At 38.6% G+C, this 21,746-nt stretch carries 14 protein-coding genes; 13 read left to right on the top strand and 1 reads right to left on the bottom strand.

Annotated elements, in window-relative coordinates; translation table 11 throughout:
* Window positions 1-11: 11 nt before the first annotated feature.
* Entirely contained in the window at window positions 12-1,121 is a 1,110-nt protein-coding gene (csaB, locus tag HMPREF1210_RS07740; RefSeq protein ID WP_016428091.1) for a polysaccharide pyruvyl transferase CsaB, read from the bottom strand.
* Window positions 1,122-1,536: 415 nt separating this feature from the next.
* Here csaB and HMPREF1210_RS07735 point away from each other — a divergent pair, with 415 nt between their 5' ends.
* The 13 genes from HMPREF1210_RS07735 to HMPREF1210_RS07675 all read left to right on the top strand — a co-directional run bounded on the left by HMPREF1210_RS07735 (window position 1,537) and on the right by HMPREF1210_RS07675 (window position 21,697).
* On the top strand, window positions 1,537-2,256 hold the full coding sequence (locus tag HMPREF1210_RS07735; RefSeq protein ID WP_036659447.1) for a WecB/TagA/CpsF family glycosyltransferase: 720 nt from the start codon (window positions 1,537-1,539) through the stop codon (window positions 2,254-2,256).
* A 111-nt stretch (window positions 2,257-2,367) separates the two neighbouring features.
* Window positions 2,368-3,642: a nucleotide sugar dehydrogenase gene (locus HMPREF1210_RS07730; RefSeq protein WP_016428089.1), complete on the top strand. Its 1,275-nt coding sequence runs from the start codon at window positions 2,368-2,370 to the stop codon at window positions 3,640-3,642.
* A gap of 14 nt (window positions 3,643-3,656) precedes the next feature.
* Window positions 3,657-4,529 carry a UTP--glucose-1-phosphate uridylyltransferase GalU gene (gene galU, locus HMPREF1210_RS07725; protein ID WP_016428088.1) on the top strand — a complete coding sequence of 291 codons (873 nt, stop codon included), beginning with the start codon at window positions 3,657-3,659 and terminating at the stop codon, window positions 4,527-4,529.
* Window positions 4,530-4,589: 60 nt separating this feature from the next.
* Complete coding sequence (locus HMPREF1210_RS07720; protein WP_016428087.1) at window positions 4,590-5,723, top strand: glycosyltransferase family 4 protein; 1,134 nt, start codon at window positions 4,590-4,592, stop codon at window positions 5,721-5,723.
* Between the two features lie 6 nt (window positions 5,724-5,729).
* Window positions 5,730-7,112 (top strand): O-antigen ligase family protein, encoded by a 1,383-nt coding sequence (locus HMPREF1210_RS07715; protein ID WP_016428086.1) that lies wholly within the window; start codon window positions 5,730-5,732, stop codon window positions 7,110-7,112.
* 314 nt (window positions 7,113-7,426) lie between these two features.
* Window positions 7,427-9,910: an S-layer homology domain-containing protein gene (locus HMPREF1210_RS07710; RefSeq protein ID WP_016428085.1), complete on the top strand. Its 2,484-nt coding sequence runs from the start codon at window positions 7,427-7,429 to the stop codon at window positions 9,908-9,910.
* A gap of 561 nt (window positions 9,911-10,471) precedes the next feature.
* Entirely contained in the window at window positions 10,472-12,286 is a 1,815-nt protein-coding gene (locus tag HMPREF1210_RS17290; protein ID WP_016428084.1) for a M14 family zinc carboxypeptidase, read from the top strand.
* 24 nt (window positions 12,287-12,310) lie between these two features.
* Window positions 12,311-13,531 (top strand): S-layer homology domain-containing protein, encoded by a 1,221-nt coding sequence (locus HMPREF1210_RS07700; protein WP_036659445.1) that lies wholly within the window; start codon window positions 12,311-12,313, stop codon window positions 13,529-13,531.
* A 393-nt stretch (window positions 13,532-13,924) separates the two neighbouring features.
* A complete protein-coding gene (locus HMPREF1210_RS07695; protein ID WP_036659798.1) occupies window positions 13,925-16,279 on the top strand; it encodes a bifunctional 2',3'-cyclic-nucleotide 2'-phosphodiesterase/3'-nucleotidase in 2,355 nt (784 codons plus the stop codon).
* 216 nt (window positions 16,280-16,495) lie between these two features.
* The gene (locus HMPREF1210_RS07690) at window positions 16,496-16,996 is read left to right on the top strand and encodes a C40 family peptidase (protein ID WP_016428081.1); all 501 of its coding nucleotides are present in this window, start codon (window positions 16,496-16,498) and stop codon (window positions 16,994-16,996) included.
* A 158-nt stretch (window positions 16,997-17,154) separates the two neighbouring features.
* On the top strand, window positions 17,155-18,177 hold the full coding sequence (locus HMPREF1210_RS07685; RefSeq protein WP_016428080.1) for an acyltransferase: 1,023 nt from the start codon (window positions 17,155-17,157) through the stop codon (window positions 18,175-18,177).
* 147 nt (window positions 18,178-18,324) lie between these two features.
* Entirely contained in the window at window positions 18,325-18,942 is a 618-nt protein-coding gene (locus tag HMPREF1210_RS07680) for an S-layer homology domain-containing protein (RefSeq protein WP_016428079.1), read from the top strand.
* A gap of 244 nt (window positions 18,943-19,186) precedes the next feature.
* Window positions 19,187-21,697: a phosphodiester glycosidase family protein gene (locus HMPREF1210_RS07675; protein WP_016428078.1), complete on the top strand. Its 2,511-nt coding sequence runs from the start codon at window positions 19,187-19,189 to the stop codon at window positions 21,695-21,697.
* Window positions 21,698-21,746 lie beyond the last annotated feature (49 nt).

The following is a 21,746-nucleotide window of genomic DNA, read 5'->3' as shown; positions in this document are numbered from 1 at the left end:
GACAATCTCCTTTAGTTTCCGAATTTTTCTTTTAATAAATCCAAGTTGCGCATAGCTTCACGACGAAGTTGATCGACATTAGGTTCCATTGTTTTCTGTGCAGCTTCTTTGTTGTCCAGTAAATAAAGGGCATTCTCAAGAAGTTTTGCCTGATCAATTTCACCTAAACGGAATGAATAGTCCCACATGCCAGAACGTTTTAGAAAGCTTTCTACTTTCTTATCGTAACTGAATCCAAGATGAGGAACATTGCTGAGTGCTGAGAATATTAAAGCATGTAAACGCAAGCCGACAGTTAAATCCGCATGGCGGATAAAGTTCAGGAATTGATTTGGTGAAAAATCCGAACCAAGCATATACGTTTTGTCTGCGTGTTTCATATGTGACAATACATCATTGGAAGCAGGTACATCATATTTTCCTTCCATTGGAACGAAAACCGGTGTAACGCCACGTTGCTCAATTAACTCATCTAATAAATGAGCCATTTTTTCAATGTAGTCCGGATGCTCAAACCATGGACGTACAGTAACGGCAACGATTTTTTCGTCACCTTTTAAAGGAAGTGAATCATATGCCGAGTTTTCTTCGTCTGCTCGGAATGCGAAAACGATATCAGCAGTCACCACTGTTTCAGGTCGTTTAACACCGAGTGAATGCAGATAGTCTTTTGAATATTGGTCACGAACTGTAACGAAGTCAGCCAGGTTAGCAAAGATTTTCATCAAAATCTTACCCCATGTAGAGGTAACAGGGCCGATTCCTTGTGAAAAGAACATTACTTTTGCTCCACAAAGTTTAGCTAAGAACACAATTAGTAAATAATAAGGAAGCGGGCCGAATAAAAACTTCGTTGGGTAAGTGTCTTGAAGCAAGCCGCCACCACCGGAAATCAATAAGTCTGCATCACGCAACGCTCTTACTTTTTCCTTATTTTGATGTCTCCATCCACGATAAACAGATTTCACGCCATGTTCCTTCGCTGTTAATTCAGGCGATAGGGAAAACACAGTGATCTCAGGATTGTTTAATTCAGAACGCAGATTATCTACGATCGCTTTTAGTATCGCTTCGTCTCCTGTGTTACCAAGACCATAGAAGCCGGATAATACAATTTTCAAATGAAGTCCTCCTCTTAAGAAAAGCGGAAAGCGCCACTATAGCTCAACGCTCTAAAATGTGGAACAGGCCAATCTAATCCGACTCTGGCGCTGGAGCAACTGAATCGAAAACTTGTTTTCGAATGAAGTTGCGAAGCTTAGGAGCGGGTTGGCCTGTGCAACTGGATCTGGCGCTGGAAGAAGCGAATCGGAAACCTGTTTCCGAATGAGTTTCTGAAGCTTAAGTGTGAGCTGGCGCTTGTAGCTAGACATAATAATAACAGAAATTTATCTTTTTAATTTCCATAACAAAAGCTTTCACAACGAAGTGAAAGCGTCTTATGTCCAAATTTTATCACTTGTCACGGATGCTATGCAACTAAACAAAGAATCTGCTATACTATATCAATTGAATGTGAACGAAATGAGGCTGTAAATAGTGAAAGAGACCTACTTAGGCGTGGATGTATCGCCATTAACATATGAAGGAATTATCAGTGAATTACAACAGAAAATGGCTCGTAATGAGCAGTCAACAATTATCGCAGTAAACCCGGAAAAAGTCATAACTGCAAATCGGGATCCACAAGTGAAAACGTTAATTAATGAATCAACTTTCCAGATTCCTGATGGCGTTGGTATCCTATTGGCATCAAAACTAAGAGGTGGCAAGATTACTTCCCGTGTTACTGGGGTAGACATGATGGGAAAACTGCTGGACTTCGCCGCATCACATGGCCATCCGGTTTATTTTTATGGGGCAAAAGAAGAAGTCGTGACTAAAGCCATTTCAGAGATTCAAAAAGAGAGACCGCTTCTGACCGTTGCTGGATATACAAATGGTTATGAGAAAGATGAGGCAGCTTTGGTACAACGTATTCATGAAAGTGGAGCGAAGATATTATTCGTTGCACTCGGCAGCCCAAAACAGGAACTATGGATAAAGAGGGACCTGGTAAACCTTCCAAACGTTCTTGTTTTTCAAGGGGTCGGTGGGAGTTTTGATGTATTTTCGGGAATGGTCAAAAGAGCACCCGCACTTTTCCGTAAGTTTGGGTTAGAATGGTTATATCGTTTGGCAAGTAACCCATCACGTATCAAGCGTCAAATGAACTTGCCGATCTTTTTATGGCGAGTATTAATAGGTAAGAAATAACATTGAAATCGTGTGATTTCTGTACCTATAATTGCGGTACTTGAGTGACCAATACAAAACACACTTATAATAGAAGAAACTAATTTATTTTCATTCAGAAGGAGAATACTTATGAAAAAAACCATTTGCGTAGTTGGACTCGGATATATCGGATTACCGACTGCTGTCATGTTTGCAAATCATGGACACCAAGTTCACGGAGTGGACGTTAACGAAGACACGGTTAAAATGATTCAAAAGAAACAATTACATATCGAAGAAAACGGTCTACAGGAGCGTTTAGATAAAGCGATTGATTCTGGTTCACTGACTGTTTCTACAGAACCAATCAAGGCGGATGTCTTTATTATCGCTGTTCCTTCACCAATCAAAGCGGACAAAACAGCTGATTTAGAATATGTAAGAATAGCTACTGCTTCTACAGTTCCTTTCCTTGAAAAAGGTAACTTGGTTATTTTGGAATCAACTGTTCCTCCACGCACGGTAGAAGATGTAATGATGCCTGAATTGATTAAGGCGAACTTGGAAATTGGCATGGAATTGTTAGTGTCCCACTCACCTGAACGCGTGATTCCAGGTCGAGTATTTGAAGAATTGGTTTCCAACGACCGTATTATTGGTGGTGTCAATGTAGAGTCAGCTAAACAAACGACAGCACTGTATCAATCATTCGTAAAAGGTACGATGCATGAAACCGATGCAACGACAGCTGAACTTGTAAAAGTAATGGAAAACACATACCGAGATGTTAATATTGCTTTCGCAAATGAATTGGCAAAAATCGCACAGAATATTGGAGTGAATATTTGGGAGGCAATCAAGCTTGCTAACTTCCATCCTCGGGTGAATATTCATATGCCAGGCCCTGGTGTTGGTGGACACTGTATCGCAGTTGATCCTTGGTTCTTGGTGGAACTTGATCCGCAACAAGCGAAGCTCATTCACTTGTCACGACAAACAAATGATGGCATGCCATCCTATACTGCTCAATTAACGGCTGATATATTAAATGCAAAAGGCATTAAGGATCCGAAAATTGCTGTACTCGGATTAGCATTTAAAGGCAACATTGACGATATGCGTGAAAGTCCTTCTGTTGACGTAGTGGAACAACTTCGTGAGCGACAAATGAGTTTGTCAGCATACGATCCACATATTAAACACAACAACTTGCCGGAACAGACACAAGATCAATTTGTAGCGCTTCAACATGCTTCGGCGATTTTAGTATTAACTGATCACCAAGCGTTTAGAGACTTGAATCCTGAAGAAATCAAATCACATATGACCAACCATATCATCATCGATACTAAAAACTGTATTGATCGTGCGAAATGGGAAGCAGCTGGATTTGATGTATATCTTTTAGGTGATTCCAAGAATTAAGGGAGGCATTGTTGATGAAAAAAGTACGCAAAGCAATTATTCCAGCTGCAGGTTTAGGTACACGTTTCTTACCAGCAACGAAAGCAATGCCAAAAGAGATGCTACCTATTGTTGATAAACCGACCATTCAATATATTGTAGAAGAGGCTATTGCTTCAGGTATTGAAGATATTATCATCGTTACAGGAAAAGACAAGCGTGCCATCGAAGATCATTTCGATTCTGCGCCACTTCTTGAAAATACATTATATGCAAAAGAGAAATTTGATTTATTGGAAGAAGTACAACAATCCGGAAAAGTTGAAATTCATTACATTCGTCAGAAAGCACCCCTTGGATTGGGACATGCTGTTTGGACCGCACGTAAGTTTATTGGGGATGAACCTTTTGCGGTTTTACTCGGTGACGATATTGTACAAGCTGAAACACCATGCTTGAAACAGTTGATTGAGAACTACGAAGAGACGGCTTCCTCAGTGATTGGTGTAATGGAAGTTCCAGAATCAGAAACACACCGTTATGGCGTCATTGATCCTTCTGAACAAATCGGTTCACGGTACAAAGTTCGTAAATTCGTAGAAAAGCCAAAACAAGGTACAGCTCCTTCAAATATGGCGATTATTGGTCGTTATGTGTTTACTCCTGAAATCTTCAAGTATTTAGATGAGATGGAAATAGGAGCGGGGGGCGAAATCCAATTAACGGATGCCATTGAAAAGTTGAACGGTGAACAAGGCGTTTATGGATATGCTTTTGAAGGAAATCGTTATGATGTAGGTGAAAAACTTGGTTTTGTCGAAACCACTTTGGAATTTGCCCTGCAACGTCCAGATTTAAAAGATGATTTAATCGCCTACATGAAAAAGAAAATTGAACAGTATGAATAAGACATCGCGAGCAATCGCGATGTACTTGCGTCTAGAACTAATTGGAAAGGGGGATGAGAGATGAAAATTTTATTGGTAGCCAATATGTATCCATCCTCAAACTTCCCAAGTTACGGTGTCTTTGTACAAAACACCGAAAAGATTTTACAAAATGAAGGCTTTCAAGTTGATAAAGCCGTTTTACAGAAGAAAACATCTAAACTGTCTAAAATAATGGGTTACGCTATTTATTACAGCAAAATCTTATCAAAAGGTTTAACTGGAAACTACGATGCTATTTATGTGCACTATGCTTCTCATAATGCCATGCCTCTATTATGGTTGAAAAAGCTGAAGCCTTCTGTCCGAATAGTGACAAATGTTCATGGTAGCGATGTGGTACCGGAAGTTGCTTCACAGGAAAAATACCAACCGGCAGTTAAAAAACTGCTTCAACAATCATCACTCATAATTACACCTTCTCATTACTACGAAAAATTAGTGCAACAAAAATATGGTGTCAAAACACCTATACGCGTATTTCCATCTGGTGGGGTGAATGCGGAAGTCTTCCACCCGAAAAAAAACCAACGTATAGATATTTTATCTCAACTAAAACTAGATCCTGCTTTCCGTTATATCGGATATGTAGGGAGACTGGATGTCGGAAAAGGTTGGGATCATTATTTGCGGGCCATTTCGTTTTATATGAACGAAAAGCCAGAGGAAAGAGACCGTACCCGTTTTATTGCAGTAGGCTCTGGTAAAGAAGATGATGCATTTAAAGAACTTGCGAAATCATTGGGCATTGAAGATGTCATCATTCACTATCCTTTGATGAAACAATCTGATCTAGCAAATATCTATACTGTCATCGAAGCATTCATATTTCCGACAACCAGAAAAGGGGAAAGCCTGGGTCTCGTTGGACTAGAAGCAATGGCATGCAAAACTCCGATTCTTGCAAGTGCAATAGGGGGCATCCTTGATTATGTTCAAGATGGTCAAAATGGATGGTTATTTACCCCAGGGGACGCTGTTCAATTAAAAGATTTATTGGTTAAATTTGATGAACTGTCAAATGAAGAATATGAAAAGATTTCTCAAGCAGCTTATGAAACCGCCTTACAATATGAACAAACAACAATTCAATCGAAGCTTTCAGCTATTTTTAATGAATTGAATCCACAAACAACTAACGAAAGAGGATTTTAACTTGCCATGAATCAAACTAAATTTCTAATCTATTTTATTGCTTTTCTTGTGCTTCAACCCGTCATTGATGTATTAACAGCTGGGTCCAAACTTTTATTGGGCTCGAATATTACAATCGGAGTCATGCTCCGCTTTGCTTATATGGGAACAATGGGTTTATTTTTATTATGGATGGCCCGCTCGAATAAATTGGCACGCGGCTACATAATATACCTAGTTGGCTTAGCACTAATTATTGGTATTAACATTTTCCTGAATATAAGCGTTAAAGATCCTTATTATCTATTCCAGGAATTAAAGTTCTTCAATAAAGTAGTATATTTCAATATCGTGTTCCTTGGATTCATGATTGTGTATAAACAATTACAAGCACGTGATTGGGATATCGAGAAACATACGACGAAATATATGTGGTTAGCAGGCTTTATTATCGGCGCAGTATTTATCATAGCTCAGCTTACTGGCACGAGTTTATCCAACTATGCACATACCAAAGTTGGTTACTCCGGTTGGTTCTATGCAGGAAACGAAATAGGGGCAATTATGGCGATTATCTTACCGATTCTTGCACTGTATGCAATCGAACGAACAACAAATGCTAAGAAACCGTGGTTCTGGATTCCATTTGTCATGTTGTCACTAGGAATGCTGGCATTAGGAACTAAGGTTGGTTACGGTGGAATACTGGTTGTCCTTTTATCAGTACTGATTGGTAGCATCATCATGTATGTGTTCATGAAGCTTAAAACGCAACAAGTAAAATCAAGTTTGATCATTTCATTTGGATTAATTGTTTTGCTTGCAGCTGCAACACCATTTACACCTGTTTTCGGAAATATGTACGCTCATTTGGACATCTTGAATATTGATCTTTTCGGAGATTCTGAGAATGATGAACCCCAATTTGATGCCAACGGGGAAGAAATTATCGAAGACGATCCCGAAATAACAAATGAACAACTTCAAAACTTGATTTTCAGTTCACGTGAAAAGTATGAAAAAGAATTCAATGCAGATTTTAATTCTTCACCAATCACACAAAAGTTGTTCGGTATGGGCTTTGCAGGAAACTATGAAGAACCTGAACCAGGAAAAGACTTGAAAATGATTGAAATGGACTTCCATGATTTGTTCTATTCATTTGGATGGATCGGCTTCTTTTATTTAATGGCTCCATTCTTCTGGTATACAGGGAAGTTTTTACTACATTTTGTACGAAATATTAAAACACACTTTACGTATCTATATATTTTATACGGGGTGGCCTTCTTGCTGGCGGTGGGAATAGCTTACACAGCAGGACATGTATTGACTGCACCAGCAGTTTCTATCTATATCGCATCCATTTTAGCGATGTTAAATGTCAGAGAGAAGCTAATAGACCTATAAAAATAGGCTGTTAGACTAGAAAAATCTGAAATTTCCTAATAACATCAGGTTAATTTGTCGTAATATCTATAAAATAGTTGAAATGTAAATGTAATCTGTTAGAATAAATAGGAGTTTAATTGTAAAACTTTGTCCTTTTACTGCCATTTCTATAAACCTTTCTTCTTGCGCAGAAGATATATATTTACTAGGTAAATAGAAAAAACTGGCGTAAAATTGTAAATGTTGGTACAATTTAAACTGTGAAATATTTTTGATGCGGTTTTGCCGTTCTCAAAACACAGACTATACACAAAACAGGAGGAATACTCAACATGGCTTATCAACCAAAGTCGTACAAAAAATTCGTTGCAACAGCAGCGACAGCAACACTTGTTGCATCTGCAATCGCACCAGTAGCTTCGGCTGCATTCTCGGACGTGGCAGAGCAATACAAAACAGCAGTAGATTACCTATCTACTAAAGGTATCTCACAAGGATATCCTAACGGTAAATTCGGTACTGACGACAAAATCAAACGTCAAGATGCTGCAGTAATGATCGCTAAAGCTCTAGGAGCTTCACCAACAGGAACTTATGCAAACGCTGGTTTCACTGACGTACCTAAGGATCGTCAATGGGCTGTAAACTTCCTAGTTGAAAAGAAAATCGTTTCTGGTAAAACAGCTGAAAAATTCGGCGCTAACGATTTCACTACACGTGGAGAAATGTCAAAAATTATTGCTAACGCTTATAAATTCGTAGGTGATGCAACAAACACATTCCCATTCACTGATGTTTCTGATACTTTCAAACAATATGTTGACGCATTAAACGAAGCTGGTGTAGCTAAAGGTTTGACTGCTACTAAATTCGGTACTGGTGAAAACGTAACACGCGGTCAATTCGCATTGTTCGTTTACCGTGCTGAAACATTTGCTCCTGCTGCACCGTCAGTAGTATCAGTAAGTGCGATTAACGGTAAAGAGATTGTAGTTGATTTTAATGGACCTCTTGATAAAGTCACTGCAGAAACAGCAGCTAACTATGAACTTAGTGTAAATGGTATTGCTGAAACTGGTTTTACAGCTAAACTAGCTGACAGCAAAAAGCAAGTTGTTTTAACTCTTACTGATGCTGCTAAATTAGCTAATAATGAAGCTTTAACTTTAACTGTATCTAAAAATGTTTTGAATGAAAAATTAGTTGCAGGTGTAGCTGATTACTCAAAAACTTGGGTATTCTCTGATAAAGTTGCTCCAAAAGTTACTAAAGTAGAAAAAGATGGAGATAACATCGAAGTTACTTTTGATGAATATGTATCATCTACAGTTACTATTTCAAAAGTAAACGGTGTTGATAAAGTTGTTGCACCTGTAGTTGGTTTAACTAAAACAATTACTATCACTGATGGTGCAAAAGGTTTAGCTAACGGAAATTACGAAGTATTGTTAAGCGGTGTAACTGATGCTACAGGAAATACTTCTTCAGTTTTAACTGGAACTGTAACTGTTTCTGACGATACATTAGCTCCAACTGTATCTAAAGTAGAACAAATTACTGACGACAAGCTAAGAGTTACATTCAGTAAAAATGTATCAGGTGCTACTTTTACAGTTAAGAAAAATGGTTATAACCTAACTGCAGTTGCTACTCCAGCAGCTGGTCCTGAAGATGAATATGTAATTACACTATCTGATGCAGGCGCTATTAAAGTATATGATGCTGGGCAGTCATCTTCTGTTGTAACATTAGAGGTAACTGGATATAAAGGATCTACAAATAACCTTTTCGGTGCTGCATATACAACTAATGTTTCTTTGAATAAAGATACTACAGCTCCAACGAATGTAACTCGCTTTAATGAAATCGTTGACATTGATACTGCAGCAGCAACTTTTGATGAAGTATTCAACATCAAATTCAATGAAGAACTTACAGTTGGATCTGCTGATGCTTCAAAAATCACATTAACTGATAAAGATGGCGTTAGACAGGCAGTAACAAGTGCTACAGTTGTTAACGATGCAGCTGGAAAACCAACTATCCTTCAAGTTAAATCAACTGCAATTCAAGATGCTACTACTAAGAAGATTAATGTAGGAACTTACACAATTAACTTGGGTGTTGGTTCAGCAAAAGACTTAGCTGCAAATTCAAATGCTGCAACTAATGTAACAATTAGTAAGTCTGGTACAGCATCAGATGTTACTGCTACAGCAACAGCTGCGGCTAACGTTATTACTGTAGTTTATGGCTCTGATATGACTACTACTGCAGTATCTGCAGCAAACTACTTACTTAACGGTAAAGCATTACCTGCTGGGACTAACATCTTCTTTGATACAAATAAATATACAGTAGATATTGAACTTCCAGATGGTAGTGTTTCATCTTCTGGTACTGGTGTATTATCAATCTCTGATAATGTTGTATCTACAGGTGGAAGCAAAGTTGCATCTGCAGATCGTACGAAAAACATCACAACTGGTTTTGTAGATAATGTTAAACCAGTCTTAGCATCTGCTAAGAAAGAAAGCACAACTTCTGTTGAACTTACTTTCAGTGAAAATGTTGATGCTACAACTTTACTAGCTGCAGATTTAAATGACTTTGTTGTTAAAATTAACGGAAATACAGTAGCTTACACTGCTGTTGTTGATGGAGTAGTAGGAGATAACAAGATTTCTTTAACTGTTCCTACTTACAACACATCTCAAGCAGTTACTGTAAGTGTTACAGGCACTGCTGCTGATATTCAGTTAGAAGATATTCAAGGCAACCTTGTAACTAAATCTACTACTGTAACAGCTAACTAATATTATAATAATAGGTGTTAAATTCTACTACTGTACAGATTGAGAGATTTGTAAGTACTGCATTGACACTAAGGGAAAAGGGCCATCGCTTTTGCGATGGCCCTTTTTATTTTTTCAATAATATTTTTTATGGTAGTCACACAATTTAGGTATAAAAAGCACTACATCATCCACTTCTTCTAAACTTGTTTTGTCTAGAAACAAGAATTGAAATGGTTTTTCCTTTTTACATTGCCCGATGGTAGAATCATCTGAGAAAATAGTATGTTAAATCATTATTTAGGTTGTGATAAATTAAGTAAGTGAACCCATTTTTGATGGTATTTTAATTTATAGAAAATAAGATAATACATAAACTGTTTACCTTTGATGAGGATAAAAAATTGTAATCGTATATTCACTAAATTTAACTAGTAAAGCAAATAGGACTAATAGTAACAGGGAATGAATATTGTATATTAGTAATTAGTAAGTAGATAGATTCATTTAGTAAATATTCACACAAACTGCCTTCTATATGAAATATACTTTACCTATATTACTTACTGAAGGAGCAATGAGATGAAAAAATCACTATTAATCTTTTTATTTGTTATCGGAATTGGATTTTCACTTCCACAACTGGTTTCCGCAAATGATTCTATGATGCATGGTCAGTTAACTAACGATCAAGTACCTTTGTATTCATCAATGGAAATGACAAATGCTGTCGCAACCTTGCAAGGAACAGGTAACACTGTTCAATTCCAACCGACACAAAATGCAACGATTTTGCAAGTGTCTATTGGTGGGAAAACCTATTTCATGGAAAGTCGATTTTTGGCACCAACCGACAAAGTATTACCGGACGTTCAAACTGGCACCGAAAGACAAATTAATACAAAAACTAACTTTACTATTTTCGGTGAAAAGTCTTCGTCAAGCAATGTGTTAGTTCGTGGGAATTCAGCAGGTTCTTTCACGACAATTGGCTACGAAAATGGATTCTTCAAAGTTTTGGTCGCAGGGAAAGTCGGATATTTCCCGGGGAATGATGCAATCATATCTTTCACAAAACCAGCAATGTCGATTCAAGTCTTAGAAACTAAGCTTCCGTTATATGAAGTACGCAGTGGTGAGCGAATTCAAGTCGGATCCTTAGCGTCTGGTTTTATCATTAATCGTGAGAAAGAAGTTAGTGGTTATCATCAATTTGTCGCAAAAGGGAAGACCTATCAAATTCCTGTAAAGGGCACCTGGCCATCCAGTACAGCTGCAACAATCATACCTGCCGCTAAACCGATGTTTCCTGCGTCCGTACGAGTGGAAAATGAAACTGCTGTCACTAACAGCTCAGGAACTACGATTGGTTATTTAAGTCGAGGAAGCGTGCTGACATTACATAACTTCAGTAAAGATAAAGGCGTAATTGAGTTTCTTGGTTCGGTTGCGTATATTCCTTTGAAAAATGTGACACATTCCAACCTTGTTCAACCAAAGAAAAACATTTCTCACAGAGAAATGTCCTATTGGATGCAAGTAATAGCGGGAATGTACCCGGAGTTCACTAAGTTTGAACTCATCGGGAAGAGTGTAGAAGGACGGGGGATTTACGCTTTAAGAGTTGGAAATGGTAAGAAAGAAATCTTATTTGATGCATCCATGCATGCACGGGAGCACATGACAACCAATGTACTTTTAGAAATGATTGATACTTACTCTCTTCATTACAATAACAAAACAACCTTTGCTGGATATAACGTTAAAACGGTATTGGATCAAACCAGCATTTGGTTCGTTCCAATGATGAATCCTGACGGTGTTACGCTGGTTCAGGGTGGGCAAGGTGCTGTTACAAATGGCGCACTTGCTCGAAAAATCAACGGTTCGAGTAACTTTGCACGTTGGAAAGCGAATGTGCGGGGAGTCGATTTAAACAAAAACTTTGATGCAGGATGGAGCTATATTGATAATAATATTACTAAGCCAAATTGGATGGGTTACCGTGGACCACGTGCGTTTTCTGAACCAGAAGCAGTTGCGTTGAAGCATTTCGTCGAGAAACATAAGTTTATGTCCAATGTCTCTTATCATTCCTCTGGACAAGTCCTGTATTGGTTCAATTTCCAAGCAGGAGCGCAACTGAGCAGGGATGTTCAATATGTGAATCAGCTCAAATCGATTACAGGATATACAGTTGTCCCACCTTATTATAGAAAAGGAACAGGATCTTCCGCGGATTGGTTTATTAAAGTGACGAAGATGCCTGGTGTTACAGTGGAGATTGCTCCGTATGCTGGAGAGGCGCCTGTTCCACTTGCTTATTGGGATGGCATTTGGAAACAGAATCATAAAGTCGGATTGCACGCTGCCAATGAAGCTTGGAAACGGAATTAATATAATAATGGAAAGAGGGATATGATGATGAAAAAAGTAATTGCATCCTTGGCACTAGGAGTCTTGTTTGCAAGTTCATTTGTCAATGAAGCCGATGCTAGCGTAAAACATTCAATCTATACCGACTTATCCATGAACAACACTTTTTATGAGGCTGTCTATTCTATGAACATGAAAGAAGTATTGGAAGCAGAATATACGAATGATGGTAAAGTTTTGATTGACTCTGCTGGAATCGTCACTCGTGGGGAAGCAGCATTCATGCTGTATATGCTTCTTGGCATGGAGCCGGAAATCAGCAAGAGCTTCCCAGATGTTAAATCCGACAGTGCCTATTATGAAGCAATTTCCACAATTGCTTCACTAGGGTATGTTAATGGCTATGAAGATGGGACATTCCGTCCTGAAGTTGAATTGACACGTTCTCAAATGACTCGTATCTTGTCAGGAGCTTTCAATTATTCAGTGACAATGAATGCTAAAGTACCTTTTACTGATGTCAATGAACGTTGGGCGCCTTACGTTGATGCGATTTTCCGCAATGGAGTGACCAAAGGTGTAACGGCGACGTCGTTTGCACCGGATAAAAAGTTGACGCGAGGTGAAATGTCAGCTTTCATGTATCGTGCCTTTAAAAAGGTTCCGGGATCTACTTATAATGACTTCGAAGTGATGAATGCCATTAATGAAGCTACTCGCAAAACACGAATTATCATGATTCAAGGTCTTGAAAAATATCATCCGAATCATAAAGCTGCAGATATTAAGGATGATTTGTCAGAGCTAGTGGTGGAGCCATACTTATCACAAGCATTAAAAGGATATGAAGCGTCATGTTATAACTGTGATAACGCAAATGTTATACATGACTTCCAATTTGGATTACCATTCAGAGTCGTTGCGAAAACGGACAATGTCCTAAAAGTGGATGCGACTGTTCCTTCAAATGGGATTAATTCGGGTTACCGTGCCACGATTGAATTAGTACGAAGCGGTGATACATGGAAAATCAAAACGTACGTGCCACGTACGTTTAAAGAAGATCCACTAAAACTCACAATTGAGCAATCAATTGATTACCTTAAATATGCTATTCCTCTTTACTACCAGGAAGAAGTTGATTCCATTCAACATACAGGAAAAGAACCTCGGTTAGGACTGGATTTGTTTAAGGTGAATGGGAAATCTATGTATGTATTTGATGTAAATACCGGTGAACTAACTGAGTACTATCCGGTTAACTAAATAGAGTATAAGGAGCCTATCTGTGAAAAAGATAGGTTCTTTCTTTTTCTATTAATATTTTGAAGAACTAATATTAATCGATAATAAAGAAGATATGTTAAAGGTCACTTTTGATTTTTCCTTATAAAGAGATATGTAGCAAAACAGCGCAGACTCACGTGGGAAAGCGAGACAGTCGAGACCGAGGCTCGGCGATCGCCCACGGAAAGCGGAGCGGTTTTGCGGAATATCTACAATACCATTTAATATAGCTAATAAAAAATGAGCTTACATAATAGGAAAATAGTAGAAAAACTTCATAAAACAGTTACATAGCCTTAATATTTTGACATCCTAAATTTGGTATAATGAATTTGTTTCATTATTTCGAATTAAGGGGAGAAATGCATGACAATGTGGAAAAAAGTATCCGCTTCAGCATTAGCAATGTCGTTAGCTGTAAGTGGTTTGGGGATAAGCCAAGAAACGTCTGCTGCAGAAAAAGACGCTACTCGCGGAGAATATGTGAAGGCACTAATTACTGCGATGGGTGTGGAACTGGGAACTGGAAAAACGATTAAATTTGATGACGTTCCAAATGAACTAAAACCGTATATTGAAAAAGCAGTTGAGTTAAAACTTATCAATGGCAAATCTGCAACAAAATTTGATCCAAACGGTACTCTAAATCGTGAACAAGCATTTGTAATTGCGGTTCGTGGTATCGGGACTGATAAGAGCTTTCCGATTAGTAACTTAAAAGAGTTCAAGGATGGCAATAAAATCAGCGGAAGTTTACGTTCTGATCTATCAAAAGGAGTTGGAATGGGCTTCTTACTTGGATATGCCGACAAAACAGTAAGACCAGGTCACCATGTAAGCAAAGGGGAAATGCGTGCACTCGTGCAACGTTTCCTGAAAGAATATAAGGCATCTGTGGCGAATACGACAGTAGCGCTACGAATTCTTGGAACCTCTGATATCCATACGAATATAGTGAACTATGATTATTACAAAGATACGCCATCCAACAGCTTGGGTCTTGCAAAGACAGCAACATTAATCAAAAATGCCCGTAAAGAAAATGGCAATACTTTGTTATTCGACAATGGAGATTTGATTCAAGGGACTCCACTAGGCTCATTCAAATCATCAGTGGAGCCATTGAAAGATGGGGAAGTTCATCCATCGATAGCAGCTCTTAATTTGTTGGATTATGACGTTGCCACTCTTGGGAACCATGAGTTTAACTATGGTCTTCCATACTTGAATGAAGTGATGGACGATGCTGGCTTCCCTTATGTAAATGCAAACGTGAAAGACGCTAAGACAGGGAAGAATATGTATACTCCGTATGTCATCGTTGATAAAAAAGTGAAAGATTCTAAAGGAAAAGAAACGATCATTAAAGTCGGTGTAACTGGAATTGTCCCTCCTGCGATTCTTAAATGGGACAAGTCTCATTTAGAAGGAAAAGTCACTGTAGACGATTCAGTGGATGCTGTCGAAGCACTTATTCCTAAAATGGAAAAAGACGGAGCAGACGTAATTGTCGTGCTGTCCCACTCCGGTATGGGTGACATGGTTCACGAAAAAGGCGAAGAAGATGTGTCCTATTTGATGACAAAAGTTGAAGGTGTCGATGCAATCATTACAGGACATGCGCATCAAGTATTCCCTGGGAAAGTTGATACTTCATTGACTGGCGTGAATGTTGAACAAGGTACAATCAACGGGAAACCTGTAGTAATGTCAGGCAAGTTCGGTAGCCATTTGGGTGTAATCGATTTGACGCTAGCTAAGAAAGGAAACGATTGGACAGTTTCTTCTTCTAAAGCTGAAGTACGTGCGATTGCTAAAGATGAAAGTGATGTAGATACTAAAGTAGTAGAAGCGGTTAAAGTTGCACACGAAGGAACAATTAAATATGTGCGTAAAGCAGTAGGAACAACGACTGCAATTATCCATAGTTACTTCTCACAAGTTCAAGATGATCCATCAATTCAAATTGTAACAAATGCTCAAAAATGGTTTGTTGAAAAAGAATTAGCAGGAACTGCTAACGCCAAGTTGCCTATTCTATCTGCAGGAGCACCATTCAAAGCAGGTACCCGTAGCGATCCAGAGTATTACACATATGTACCAAAAGGTGAATTGGCAATCAAGAACGTCGCAGATTTGTACTTATACGACAACACTGTCTCTACTTTAAAACTTACAGGAGCTGACGTGAAAGAATGGCTTGAGATGTCTGCAGGTCAGTTCAACCAAATCGACGCAACGAAAACAGCAGAACAATCTCTGATCAATACTAACTTCCGTTCATACAACTTTGACGTAATTGATGGAGTGACATATGAAATCGATGTAACACAACCAGCAAAATATGATGCTGATGGCAAAGAAATCAATGCCAATGCAACACGTATCAAAAACTTGAAGTATGATGGTAAAGCAATCGATCCTAAACAGGAATTCATCGTTGCTACAAACAACTACCGAGCAAACGGTAATTTCCCGGGCGTACGAAATGCTAAAGAAGTCGAAATATATACCGTTGAAAACCGCCAAGCGGTCATCGACTACATTATCGAAAAGAAAACAATTGATCCTTCTGCTGACGGCAACTGGAAGTTTACAACATTGCCTGCATCAGCTAAAGTAATGTTTGAATCATCTAAAAAAGCGGTTGAAGTTATTCCTACTAGTGGTAATATCAGCTACTTGGGTGAAGGTACAGATGGTTTTGGAAAGTACTTATTAAAATAATAACATGCAAAAGCAGTGGCCAAATCGGTCACTGCTTTTTTTTATGTTTAATAGTCTGAACATTCAATTATTACAAGATTATCTTAAATTCGACTCATAATGTAACGACATTGTTACACAACTGTAAAATAAAACAGGTATATTTCATGGTAAGATGACTTTAGTTAAGTTTTCAGAAAATTTTTAGCCATTGGCCAAACCGGAGGATTCTAATTCATGAAGTTACAGTCTCAGTTCCTTAAAGTTCTTACGATGATTACTTTCGCTATACTATTAATTGTTGCTCCATTAGCAAACGAAGTGGACGCTTCAAGTGGTGTTGATTCAAGCAAGCTTGTATCTGCAGCAAATAATGTTATGGGAACAAAGTATTTACGTGGTGGAACGACAGCAAACGGATTTGATTGCTCAGGATTTATCGGTTATGTTTACAATCAAGTAGGTGTTGATCTTCCAAGAACATCTGCAGGCATGTACTCAACAGGCTCATCAGTTGCTAAGAAAAATCTACAAGCGGGCGATTTGGTTTTCTTCAATACTTCAGGTAAGGGTGTATCTCATGTGGGAGTTTACGTCGGTGGAGGAAAATTCGCTCACTCATCATCTAGCAAAGGTGTTTCAATTGCAAAACTTAACGATCCCTACTACTGGGGTTCAAAATACATTGGCGCTAAGCGTGTTGCAAATGTATCCCAAGTAGCTTCAGCTAAAAAATAAACTTACATTCTCATACGCCTTGTCGTAAATTCAATTTGCGATAAGGCGTTTTTATATGGAATAATATGATGTGAGTCTTCGAAATAGAATCGCGAGAGCAAAGAAGTTTAGAAATAAAGTTAGTTCAAGATTTTTTGATGTAGAAAGGATATGAGAGAATGTCGACTGAGCGTTATGATTATATGGACTGGATGAGAGTTTTCGCCATCTTTTCAGTCGTAGGCATACATGTGGTAGCACAGCTAGTATCAAGTATGGAGATTGGTCACCAAATTTGGTGGTTTGCAAATCTATTGGATTCTGCCTTACGTAACAGTGTCCCATTATTTTTCATGATCAGTGGGGCACTATTGTTGACGCGCAAACAACAAGAACCGTTAATCCCTTTTTTCAAGAAGCGGGTTAGTAAGGTTGCAATACCGTTACTGGCGTGGAGTATTATTTACATCGTCTATCGCAAATTCATGTGGTTTGAAGAACATACGTGGAAACAAATGATTAAAATGGTGTTGACGGACTCTGTGTTTTTCCATTTATGGTTTCTATACGTTATTTTGGGTTTATATTTAATGACCCCGTTTTTAAGACAAATTGTCAGTTCCTCTTCTAAACAAATGCTGCAATACTTTATAGGAGCTTGGTTTGTCATGTCAAGCTTGTTTCCATTCGTACCAAAATTCTTCGATTTTGGGCTGGCTTTGTCTGCTGGACTGTTCGGTACGTATATTGGCTACTTTATTTTAGGCGCGTATTTAATCTTATTTCCTCTCAAACGGAAATGGTTGCCTTTGCTTGGACTGTTAGCCGTGATCGGGTATGCAGTAACAGCCTACGGCACATATGTTTTGACTCTCCAGAATGACGGGAGATTGGATGGTTTCTTCTATTTGTATATTGCCCCGAATACGGTGGTGATTGCTGTTTTCTTATTTGTATTATTTCAGCAGTTTCCGAATGTCTTCAAGCCGAATACTGTTATTCAAAAAATCAGTGCTGCCAGCATGGGAATCTATTTGTTACATCCCATCATCCAGTTATATGGTCGCCGTATAGGGTTTGACGAATATTGGGTTCATCCAGTACTTGCAGTGCCGCTAGTGTGGATTGCTATATTCTTTTCATCATTTGTCATCGTGTGGATACTTCAAAAAATTCCACTCGTTAATAAACTAGTACCATAAAGCATTCAAAACTAAGTGTCAGGTCATTCCGTTTGAATCTCAATCTTGCCGACTGAGAGTGGGAGGGCCTGGCACTATTTACATGGTGGTATTCATTTCCATATTTTGTTACACTTATAAGAGACTTAAAAAGAGGTGAGCTGTAAAATGTTGAAAAAAACTTTGTTGCTTTTGTCATTGGCAATTGTCGTCCTACTTCCTTTGAACTCGGTTCTTGCGGCTTTTTCAGATGTAAATAATACATATAAACCAGCTGTGGACCATATTGTCAGTAAAGGATATGCACAGGGAATCAGTGAAACGCAATTCGGTATTTCCAACGAAATCAAACGTATTGATGCAGCAGTCATGATTGCCCGTGTAAATGGTTTTACTCCGGATGGGAATTATCAACAAGCAGGATTCACGGACGTTCCTAAAGATCGTCAATGGGCTGTTAATGCTCTTGCGGCTAACGGAATTATGAATGGTTTATCGACCAAGACTTTCGGAAGTTATCAATCTATGTCACGTGAACAAATGGCGAAGGTCATTGCACTTACATACGATTTGAAGGCTACTTCTATGGATATTCCATTTACTGATGTTCTTTCGACAGTGAAACCTTTTGTAGCAGCTTTGCTTGAAAGTAATATTACACAAGGGAAAACGGCTACTGAATTTGGTTCTAAAGCAAATATTACACGAGGTGAATTTGCATTATTCATCTACCGTGCAGAAACTGCTGGGTCACTTACACCCCCAGATGTAATTTCAGTTGATTAAATTGTAAAATGAAAAATTACCATCTTGTACTAATTCTGAATTGTGATACAATGAAAACGTATTAAAAATCCTGTTTTGTATTTTCATAAACTTAAAAACTTGGTTGATGCGCGAAAAAGAATCCACGGGACTGGTCTCCTGTGGATTCTTTTTCGTTTATGGAAAACAATTACAAATAGACTATTTCTATTTTACTAAATTTTAGTATAATTATTAGTAGAATCTAACATTAAGGAGCTGCATCATGTACCCAAAATTAAAAAGAATGCCTGCTTTTCTACTAGCATTCATTCTAGTCTTTTCAAGTTTACCCGTTTCTGCCGCTACGTTATCTCCTGGTATACACCACGAAACTATCTCGACATCAGTGGGAGGTTACCCACAAAAAGTAAACAAACTCTCCATCGATGTCACAAATCCGTATACTAAAATCGAATACGGGGTATCCAATCCAATCAATACACTTAAGACAGTAACTAATTTATCAAAAGAACATACATATCCGAGCCATAATGTAGTTGGTGCAATTAATGCATCTTTTTACACCTTCGAAAATCGTTATCCTTCATATTTACTGGCAAAAGATGATCAAATCGTTAATTTAGGAAGAGTTTCAACTAATTTTAATGACTATATGTACGTGCCAGCTGCATTTGGTGTGACGGCTGAAAATAAAGCGAAAGTTGGGCGTTATTCGTTAGAACGTACAATTGAACATAATGGGTCGTCATTTAAGACGACAGATATGAACCGGGAAAGAGCAAATAACGAATTAATTTTATACACGGAAGGTTTTCGTGAAGAAAAAACCCGTCAAAACCAATATGGAATTGAAGTGGTTGTAACGGGAGTAACAAAAAAAGTAGACTCCCAGTTGAAATTCGGAGAAAAAGTGACCGGTAAAGTATCCGCTATACGTCCGTATGGTCAGTATACTTCTTCGACAATCCCGAAAGATGGTTTTGTTCTATCCGCATCTGGAACATCGAGTGCTAAATTATCATCTATGAAAATAGGAGATGACGTTTCACTGACAGTTGATGTTGATTCTGCATGGAAAGGCTCACAATTCATGTTGGCATCAGGTCCTTTACTCGTACAGGATGGAAAGTCTGCTTTGACAATTGATATCACTGCCGGTCGTGCGACTGAAAGAACTTCCCGTACCGCTGTTGCGACCGATGCCACTGGCAGTCGTGCATATTTCGTTACGGTCGATGGTCGTCAGTCTGGTTACAGCCAAGGAATGACCCTACTTGAATTTTCAAAGTACCTTGTTTCAATCGGTGCTTACAATGCCATCAACTTGGATGGTGGTGGATCAACGGCAATGGTTACACGCCGTTATGGAAATGTATATCCATCTCTAATTAACCGACCTTCGGATGGTTCTGAACGTTCCGTCTCTGCTATTTTGGAAGCAATTAGTACTGCACCTAATGGACAAGCCACTCATATAAATGTCTCTCAGGATCAAGAGGGAATCGTTGCTGTTGGTGCATCTCTAGGTTTTAAAGTAAATTATGTGTTAGATCAATATTATAATCCCTTAATAGTAGATTCTACGAAACTAGAACTTCAGGAAGTTTCAAATGGAGTAGGGAAGATTGAAAATAATCGCTTCGTCGGAGTAAAAGCAGGAACAGGGCAAATCACCGCAAAATACGATACCGCTACGGTTTCAATTCCTGTTACAGTTACCGATACGATTGAACAATTAGTGGCATCTCCTTCAGAAGTTCGTGTCGGACTTGGAGAATCAGCTAATTTCCAAGTGAATGGAATCAGTAATAATCAAAAAGTTATTTTCAATCCTGCAGCTGTTTCCTGGACGACAACAGGAGGCATAGGCTCAATCAACGGCACTACTTTCAATGCAGGAAATAGTGAAGCTACGGGTTCAATCACAGGAACCTTCGGATCTGCACGTGTGTCGATTCCTGTTACGGTTTCAAATAAATCATTACAAGTCAGTGGATTAGACTCACTCACAGGATTAAAGGCAGAAACTATCCGTTCATCTGCAACCATTGGTTTAGAAAAAACATTGCAGGCTAAAGAAGGATCCAGTTCCCTTAAGTTGTCTTATGATTTTTCAAGCTTTGCTGAGGGTACCTCCGTATCGTACTTGACTTGGCCGAACGGTTTGTCCATTCCTGCGGCACCTAAGAAAATTGGTGCATGGGTGTATGGAGATGGTGCAAATCATTGGTTACGCGCAGCCATAACAGATGCTAATGGTCGCGAAACAGTGATTGACTTTACTCAAGATGGAGGACTTAATTGGGTAGGCTGGAAATACGTTGAAGCAACGATTCCGACTAATGTCCAAAGTCCAGTAAAATTGAACAAGATATATATTGCTGAAACTTCTTCAGCGAAGAAAGGTAAGGGTTCGATTTGGCTTGACCAGGTCCAAGCCGTTTATTCAAATCAACCAATTCCTACAAAATCGTTTGTTCCTTCTTCGTCAGCGAGAGTCGTGGATACAAATAAACAATTTACGGTGACTTTCAATCAACAAATGAATTCCGCATTTTTCAACACGAAGCATGTTTTTGTCGAGGATGAGTTCGGTACTCGCCAAAGTATAGCTGTCCGTACGGGAAGTGATGCAACTAAGGTTGTCGTCAGTGCACCAACGGGAGGATATGTGAAAGGGAAATCCTATCGACTAGTCGTTACACATTTCGTACCGAATGGAAAAGGTGTTCGAATGGTAAAAGACTCGATAACGGAGTTTAAAGTGCAATAAGAAAAGCATGTGAGCGATTGCTCACATGCTTTTTCTATTTAATATGACC

The organism is Paenisporosarcina sp. HGH0030, from assembly GCF_000411295.1.
Taxonomy (GTDB): Bacteria; Bacillota; Bacilli; order Bacillales_A; family Planococcaceae; genus Paenisporosarcina.
Note: the sequence above shows the minus strand (reverse complement) of the source record. Positions and strands in the feature narration are given on the sequence as shown.

Coding starts and splice junctions, on each gene's coding strand:
- HMPREF1210_RS07675 (WP_016428078.1), top strand. CDS start 19,187: ATGTACCCAAAATTAAAAAGAATGCCTGCTTTTCTACTAGCATTCATT.
- HMPREF1210_RS07730 (WP_016428089.1), top strand. CDS start 2,368: ATGAAAAAAACCATTTGCGTAGTTGGACTCGGATATATCGGATTACCG.
- HMPREF1210_RS07720 (WP_016428087.1), top strand. CDS start 4,590: ATGAAAATTTTATTGGTAGCCAATATGTATCCATCCTCAAACTTCCCA.
- HMPREF1210_RS07685 (WP_016428080.1), top strand. CDS start 17,155: ATGTCGACTGAGCGTTATGATTATATGGACTGGATGAGAGTTTTCGCC.
- galU (WP_016428088.1), top strand. CDS start 3,657: ATGAAAAAAGTACGCAAAGCAATTATTCCAGCTGCAGGTTTAGGTACA.
- HMPREF1210_RS07700 (WP_036659445.1), top strand. CDS start 12,311: ATGATGAAAAAAGTAATTGCATCCTTGGCACTAGGAGTCTTGTTTGCA.
- HMPREF1210_RS07690 (WP_016428081.1), top strand. CDS start 16,496: ATGAAGTTACAGTCTCAGTTCCTTAAAGTTCTTACGATGATTACTTTC.
- HMPREF1210_RS07715 (WP_016428086.1), top strand. CDS start 5,730: ATGAATCAAACTAAATTTCTAATCTATTTTATTGCTTTTCTTGTGCTT.
- HMPREF1210_RS17290 (WP_016428084.1), top strand. CDS start 10,472: ATGAAAAAATCACTATTAATCTTTTTATTTGTTATCGGAATTGGATTT.
- HMPREF1210_RS07710 (WP_016428085.1), top strand. CDS start 7,427: ATGGCTTATCAACCAAAGTCGTACAAAAAATTCGTTGCAACAGCAGCG.
- HMPREF1210_RS07695 (WP_036659798.1), top strand. CDS start 13,925: ATGTGGAAAAAAGTATCCGCTTCAGCATTAGCAATGTCGTTAGCTGTA.
- HMPREF1210_RS07680 (WP_016428079.1), top strand. CDS start 18,325: ATGTTGAAAAAAACTTTGTTGCTTTTGTCATTGGCAATTGTCGTCCTA.